The sequence below is a fragment of the Mesorhizobium sp. M0410 genome (assembly GCF_040321435.1).
In the GTDB taxonomy this organism is placed as follows: Bacteria; Pseudomonadota; Alphaproteobacteria; order Rhizobiales; family Rhizobiaceae; genus Mesorhizobium.
Map to the genome: position 1 here is coordinate 20231 of NZ_JAMYRN010000037.1, position 7275 is coordinate 27505.

The 7275-nt window shown below is 58.1% G+C and carries 5 protein-coding genes; all 5 read left to right on the plus strand.

Annotation, left to right across the window (positions count from 1 at the left end; translation table 11 throughout):
* The first annotated feature begins 4 nt into the window (after positions 1-4).
* The 5 genes from NKI63_RS29130 (at position 5) to NKI63_RS29150 (ending at position 6965) form a co-directional block, all read left to right on the plus strand.
* On the plus strand, positions 5-2581 hold the full coding sequence (locus tag NKI63_RS29130; protein WP_352824019.1) for an SGNH/GDSL hydrolase family protein: 2577 nt from the start codon (positions 5-7) through the stop codon (positions 2579-2581).
* Complete coding sequence (locus NKI63_RS29135) at positions 2578-2838, plus strand: acyl carrier protein (RefSeq protein ID WP_029356091.1); 261 nt, start codon at positions 2578-2580, stop codon at positions 2836-2838. Before NKI63_RS29130 ends, NKI63_RS29135 begins: the two co-directional genes overlap by 4 nt.
* An 8-nt stretch (positions 2839-2846) precedes the next feature.
* Positions 2847-4409 (plus strand): amino acid adenylation domain-containing protein, encoded by a 1563-nt coding sequence (locus NKI63_RS29140; RefSeq protein WP_352707140.1) that lies wholly within the window; start codon positions 2847-2849, stop codon positions 4407-4409.
* On the plus strand, positions 4409-5557 hold the full coding sequence (locus NKI63_RS29145) for an acyl-CoA dehydrogenase family protein (protein WP_352707142.1): 1149 nt from the start codon (positions 4409-4411) through the stop codon (positions 5555-5557). Before NKI63_RS29140 ends, NKI63_RS29145 begins: the two co-directional genes overlap by 1 nt.
* Before the next feature lie 256 nt (positions 5558-5813).
* Positions 5814-6965 (plus strand): glycosyltransferase, encoded by a 1152-nt coding sequence (locus NKI63_RS29150; protein ID WP_352707144.1) that lies wholly within the window; start codon positions 5814-5816, stop codon positions 6963-6965.
* Positions 6966-7275: the final 310 nt, after the last annotated feature.

Consider the following 7275-nt stretch of genomic DNA (forward strand, 5'->3'; position numbering starts at 1 on the left):
GAGCGTGCATTGGATCAAGACATTGTCTCGTCCCTGGTCGGCGGATCCTACGGAGACTGAGTCGAGAAGCATCCTGGCTTGGTTCGCCATAGCCTGCCAGCTGGCCCTCTTCATCGCGCTGGTCTATCTCCTCAGGCTCGAGACTACTGCGCTTGTCCGCGTCCTGCTCGTTGCCCTCGCCGGCTGGTGCGTGCACTACTTCCTGCCACAGCCTTACCGGCTGCCGTTTTTCGTGCTGCTCTCGTTCGCGACTATCGCCGCAGTTTTCGCGAACCTTGGGCCCAACTGGCACCACTGGAGATTTGACGGCCTCATCGATGCCGCCTGGATCGTCGCCATTGGGCTCGTACTGATCGGAATTGTCCACCTACCGATCGCTTTTGGATGGAGAGTGCTGGCGCTGGTTGGCGCCGGCTGCGGGCTCGCCGCCGCACGAATGGACTGGATAGCGACCCCGTGGACGCGCGCCGTCTGGCCAGTGCTCGCTTCCATGTTCATGTTCCGTCTCATTGTCTATGCATACGAAATGCGACGTGAACAGAAGATGGCGACGCTTTCGGAGCGGCTCGCGTATTTTTTCATGTTGCCGAACGTGTGCTTCCCGCTCTTTCCGGTCGTAGATTTTAGAACTTTCCGCAGCAGCTACTACAATGCTGACCGGCACTACATCTATCAAACGGGCATTCAGTGGATGTTTCGCGGCGCTATCCATTTGATATGCTACCGCATCGTATATCAGCGATTTGTTATCGATGCTGCGGACGTACACAATCAGATTGAGCTTTTGCAATTTATCATATGGCCATTTTTACTTTATCTGAAGGTTTCAGGAACTTTTCACATAATCACCGGGATTTTGCATTTATTTGGATTCAACCTTCCAGAAACCCACAATCTGTACTTTCTTTCCTCAAGTTTCACAGATTTCTGGCGTCGAATAAATATATACTGGAAGGACTTCATAATGAAGATTGTATACTATCCGTTGTATTTTCGCTTTCGACGCTGGGGAGAGAGCGTAGCGCTGGTCAGCGCGACCCTCCTCGCGTTCCTCGCGACTTGGCTGCTGCACAACTATCAGTGGTTCTGGTTACGTGGCACCTGGGTATTCACCTGGAACGACTTCCTCTTCTGGATGATCCTGGCCGTGCTTGTGACGATCAACGCCCACTATGAAATGCGGCACGGTCGCACGCGGCGCCTGCGTGGCGGTGCACTAAGCTGGAACGGTGCGCTGCAAACTGCGAGCCGGACCATTGGCGTATTCGTCGTCATCTGCCTCCTTTGGTCGTTTTGGAGCGCGAGCTCGGTCCCGCAATGGTTCTCGGTCTTCGACACTGTGGGCGTGGAAGTTCCTGGCAAAATGACGCCCGCCCTCGTACTGGTCGCGGTGGCAGCTATCATTGGCATTCCTGCGCTTGCGCTCGCGCGCGGCGGCGCCGACCGCCAGTACAGTTTCCGACGGTCGGTTGCGTCGGTCGGTGTCTGCGGGTTGATCGCGGTTTGCATCTCGCTCCCCATGGTTCACGATCGCCTCGGGGAGACGGTCAGTACCGCAATGGCCGACATTAGAGCGCCGAACCTCAATAGCCGCGACAACGCGAACCTGGAGCGCGGCTACTACGAGAACCTCGTCAATGTCGGCGCATTTAACCCAGAACTGTGGATTGTCTATGGCCAACGACGACACGACGGTTGGGACAATTTGGACAAGACGCCGCTGAGCGAGTTCACCGGTGCGCTTCCCACGACCTATCTGCGACCACTCTCCCAAGCAGACTTTAAGGGAACGCGGGTCCACATCAACCGCTGGGGCATGCGAGATCAGGACTATGAAAAGATTCCTACTCCCGGCACCCCACGAATCGCAATCGTCGGCTCTTCGCATGTCTTCGGCGAGGGCGTCGCGGATGACGAGACTTTCGAGGGCCTGTTGGAGCGGCGGCTGAATGCGCAGGCAGACGACAGCGGGTATCGACACTACGAGGTGCTGAACTTTGCCGTTGGGGGTTATGTTCCTCTGGACATTCTGGCCATCATCGAGGATCGAGTGCTCGCATTCAAACCAAAGTACATCTTTTACTTCGAGCACAGCGCGCTTGTTCCACGAACGCTAAAGCGTCTCGGGAAAGCAATCCAGAATGGCTCCGCATATCGCTACGACTTCGTGCGCGACATTGTACGCGAGAGCGGGATCGATCCCCGTGCCGACCACGAGGTACTTCAAAGAAAGCTCATGCCCTACGGAGACAGACTTCTGCGTGCGATCTATTCTCGAATCGTGGAAGCTGCGAAGCGAGAAGGGGTCGGGGTCTTTTGGATCTATCTACCCAGACCAGACGAGAGGACCAGCACCGAGCTAGAGAAGCGCCTCGCTACCGAGGCTGGCTTTAACGTTCTCGATCTTTCCGGTGTGTATGACGGGTATGACTGGCGGACGCTTCTTGTAGCACCTTGGGACGATCACCCAAACGCCGCCGGCCATCGGCTCATCGCCGACAAGCTTTACCAAGTGCTGCAGCAACACCAGGATCTAATTCCCCTGAACCTTGCGGTTGCTCCACACAAGGAGGAACAATGAACGCGATCCAGATCAGGACGATGGCCAAGGATTTCATATTGAAGGAGTTTCTGCCCGGTGAAAGGCCGGAGAATCTGACGGATTCAACGGAGCTGATAACTGACGGCATTCTCGACTCGTTGGCGACGCTTAAGCTCGTTGCCTACCTGGAAAAATCCTGCGGTATCGAAATCGCCCCTGACGAACTCGTGCCGGAGAACCTGAACTCCATCGCCCAAATTGCCAATTTCGTCCAGTCGAAGCAGGCGTCCACATAGAGCCCGCCATGACGGTTGCTGCCTTACACGAGTATCTGGAACAGAGCGCGAGGCGGCATCCCCAGACGTGCGCCGCTGTCGAGGCGAGCTCTGGGCGGCAGATCACCTACGGCGAGCTCGACGCGCTGTCGGACCAAGTCCGCGACCATCTGCGTCGGATCGGCGTCCGGCCGGGGGACCGCGTCGGCATTTGCCTTCCAAAATCGATCGCCTCGCTCGCTGTTCTGTTCGGCACCTTGAAGGTGGGCGCGGCCTATGTGCCCGTCGACTCTCTGGCACCGCCTGCGCGTAGCGCGTTCATATTTAACGACTGCGGCGTGCGCGCGATTTTCGTGGAGGCGTCCCGAGCCGAAACTTTGCGCTGTGAGTTGGCGCGCTTGGCTGCGGAACCGTGTCTCTTACCGCTCGACTGGTCCGACGGTCCCTCGCCGCTCGCGACGTACCTGGCTCGCGTAGAGGCCGGCAGCTTGGCGGTGGAGGACGAATCGGCGCGGCCGGGGCCGGACAACCTCGCTTACGTGCTTTACACTTCGGGCTCGACCGGCCAGCCGAAGGGCGTGATGCTGACGCATCGTAATGGCTCGAGCTACGTGGACTGGTGCTCCGAGATCCTCGCCCCTGACGAGAATGACCGCTTCTCCTCCCATGCGCCTTTCCACTTCGACCTGTCTATCCTCGACATCTTCGTACCGCTGAAGCACGGCGCGACCGTATTCCTCATCGGTGAGGAGCTCGGCAAGAATCCGACCCGGATGGCGTCGGTTATCGCCGAGCGGCGGTTGACCGTCTGGTATTCCACGCCCTCCGTACTCACGCTTCTGGTCGAGCACGGCAGCCTTGATGCTCGCGACGACCACGCTCTTCGGTTCATTCTATTTGCCGGCGAGGTTTTTCCGGTCAAGCATCTGCGCAGGCTAAAGGCTGTGGTCCCACGCGCACGCTACCTGAATCTCTATGGTCCAACCGAAACCAACGTCTGTACCTACTACGAAATCCCGCAGACGATCGCCGAAGACCGCTCGGCGCCGTTTCCGATCGGGCGCGCCTGCGCGCATGTTAAGGCACGCGTGATCGATGCGAATGGTCGCAACGTGCCGCGAGGCCAGGAAGGCGAGCTCGCAATCAGCGGTGCTCCCGTGATGCTGGGCTATTGGAACATGCCTGAGCGAACAAGCGCCGCTTTTCACGTCGATTCAAGCGGTCGCTGGTACCGTACCGGCGATGTAGTGATCGAAGGCGATGGCGGAGTCTACACCTTCCGTGGTCGACGCGACCGGATGGTGAAGAGGCGGGGATATCGGATCGAACTCGGCGAGATCGAGACGGCGCTCTATCGCCATCCAGCGATCTCCGAGGTGGCGGCGATCGCTCGCTCGGAGGAGTCGGGCGTCTCCATTAAGGTGTTCTATGCCTCGCGCGACGGCCATGCGCTGTCGCTCATCGAGCTGAAGCGGTTCTGCGCTCACAACTTGCCGGCCTACATGGCCCCGGACTGGTTCTCGCATCAGCCGTTACTTCCGAAGACATCGACAGATAAAATTGACTACCAGCATCTGATAAGGATGGAGTAGTGGATTTCGCGCTGAACGAGGAGCAGCGCATCCTGCGCGGTGAGATCCATCGCTTCGCGCAAGATAAGCTCAATAAAGATGTCAGGCAGCGCGACCGGGACCAAGTATTCCAGCACGAGTTGTGGCAGGCCTGCGCGCAGATGGGCCTGACCGGCCTGCCAGTCCCCGAGGCCTACGGGGGACCCGGTCTCGATTCCCTGTCCACGGCCATTGCAATCGACGCGCTCGGCTACGGCTGCGAGGATTCCGGCTTGGTCTTCTCGATCTGCGCCCACCTTCTGGCCTGCGTGGTGCCGATTTGGAAGTTCGGCACTGAAGAGCAGAAGAATCGATATCTTCCGAGGCTCTGTGATGGCACTTTGATCGCGGCCAATGCGATGAGCGAACCGGAGTCGGGCTCCGATGCATTTGCGATGCAAACCCGGGCGGAGCCTCATGGCGACGGCTTTCTAATCAACGGCACGAAGACCTTCGTGAGCAACGGGCCGGTGGCGGATGTTGCCGTCGTCTTTGCTGTCACTGACCGCGCCAAGGGGTATTTCGGCGGCATCACGAGCTTCCTCGTGGACCGCACGCTGCCCGGCTATCGGGTCGCGCAAAAGTTCGAAAAAATGGGACTGCGGACGTCTCCGATCGGGGAGCTTGTCTTCGAGGACGTATTTGTTTCGAAGGACGCTGTTCTCGGTGGAGTGGGCGGCGGCTCCAGGCTGTTCGTCCATAGCATGGACTGGGAGCGGGCGTGCCTATTCGCCAGTCATGTAGGCACCATGGAGCGGCTTCTGGAAAAGGCAGTGGCCTATACGCGCACCCGACGTCAGTCCGGCCAGACCATCTCCAAGCACCAGGCGGTCGCCCATAAGATTGCCGACATGAAGATGCAGGTGGAGGCGGCCCGACTGCTCGTCTACAAAGCGGCGTGGGGCCTTGAACGCTCCCAGTCCGTATCCCTCGACGCCGCCGTTTCGAAGCTCTTTGTGAGCGAATCGCTTGTTCGCACCACGCTCGATGTCGTCCAGGTCTTCGGCGGCTATGGTTTCTTGAGCGAATTCGACGTCGAACGTGCCGTGCGTGATGCCATCGGCAGCAAACTCTATTCCGGAACTTCTGAGATACAGCGCAACATAATTGCTGGCTGGCTGGGGCTTTGATGACGGCTGTGGTCAGAACCTGTCCGGTGAAGGGCGGCGTGTGCTGTCGCTGGGCCTGCCCCCAGTTCGCGAAAAAGGGCGCTCGATTTTGGTGAGGCAACCGGCGAGTGGTACTATCACAACCCATGGAGCCACCGGGGCGGAGGGCGCTTTTGTCGTTCGACTTGGTGCGTCTGCCCAGCCCGTGGTCTCCGAACTTGCGGCTCAGAGGCGAAGAACTAGACCAGCCGCGAGGCGTGAAAGATAGGCTTTGTGGATGCGGCTTCTCTATATACATTCTGCGCACGTTCCGGCGCCGGCCGCCAATGCGGTACAAGTCGCAAAGATGTGCCATGCATTTCGGGTTGCCGGAGCGGAGGTCCTACTAGCGCTTCCACGCGCCTCCATGAATACACGGGATCATTATGAGAAGATCGCGCGCGAATACGGATTCGGTACCGAGTTCCCATTCCGCGTTCTCCCTGTACCCTTTTGGCCTGTGCCCGGCCGGGAGCTTTTTTTTGCTGTGTTGGCACTTCTTGCTGCGGTCTGGCTGCGGCCGCATGTCGTCTTTACACGCTCGGCTACTGTAGCGCTTGTTTCTGCCGGACTTTTCGGGTTCACGACCGTTTTTGAGCTTCACGACCCGATTGGCAGTTTGAGCAGACGTCAGCGTCAGCGCCTTGCCAAACTGATAGGCCTAGAGGCATTCCGTATGCTGGTCGTCACGTCGCAACGTCTGCGGGACGACAGCATCCGCCTCTTTCCTCAACATGCGGGAAAATTTCTCATCGCGCCCAATGGCGCGGATCCGGTTCCGCCGAATGTCGAGCCATGCAGCCTCAGCGGCACGTTCAAGGTTGGTTATGTCGGACATCTGTATAAGGGAAAAGGCATGGAGATAATCAGCGCTATTGCGCCTCGATGCGGCTGGGCGACATTTCACATCGTCGGCGGAACACCAGGCGATATAGAGTATTGGACATCGAAGCTGGCCAAATGCCCGAACACAGTGTTTCACGGCTACGTTCCTCACGCCGCGACATGTGCCTACTTGGCCGAAATGGACGTTGTACTCGCGCCCTATCTTAGAGATGTAGAGGGCCAGGGCGGCGGTCGAAATATCGCTGAGGGAATGTCGCCGCTCAAGCTCTTCGAATATATGGCGCATGGCAAACCCATAGTGTCCTCCGACCTGTCAGTTATCCGAGAAGTTTTGAGGGATAGCGTCAACAGCGTTCTGGTGTCGCCAGACAACCCGTCCGACTGGGTCAAAGCTCTTCAGCGCCTGCGCGAAAACAAGGCGCTTCGGGATCAGATCGGTCAGCAGGCGAAGGCAGACTTTCTGGCCAGGTATAGCCGCATCGCACGCGCAACCAACATCCTAAAGGAAATCGAGAACCGGATGTCGTCGAGCCGAAGCTTATAGGCTGCACAGTTTTTCTTATTGAAGGCGGCCGCGCCGTCAGCAGGTTTTCCTAATCCACTTCCCGCGCCAGAAGAAATCATGCGCTCATAAAGATCCGGCGACTGAACCGGCGCGAACCCGAATTTTGGGGCTCTATATACTCACTGGCGCGGGAGCGCTCGAGCATCAAAATCAAAACTATCAGTTCAATCCCGGACGATGGATTGCCTATCCATGCCGCTTCTGAGAGTCCGTTTTGAAATTCACGGATGAGCGTTTCGGCGGATGAGATTGCCGTCCATTGCGACAAGGATCATGGCTTGCGAGACAT

Excerpts from the sequence above, each read along its gene's own strand:
- NKI63_RS29140 (WP_352707140.1), top strand. The coding sequence starts at position 2,847 with ATGACGGTTGCTGCCTTACACGAGTATCTGGAACAGAGCGCGAGGCGG.
- NKI63_RS29150 (WP_352707144.1), top strand. The coding sequence starts at position 5,814 with ATGCGGCTTCTCTATATACATTCTGCGCACGTTCCGGCGCCGGCCGCC.
- NKI63_RS29135 (WP_029356091.1), top strand. The coding sequence starts at position 2,578 with ATGAACGCGATCCAGATCAGGACGATGGCCAAGGATTTCATATTGAAG.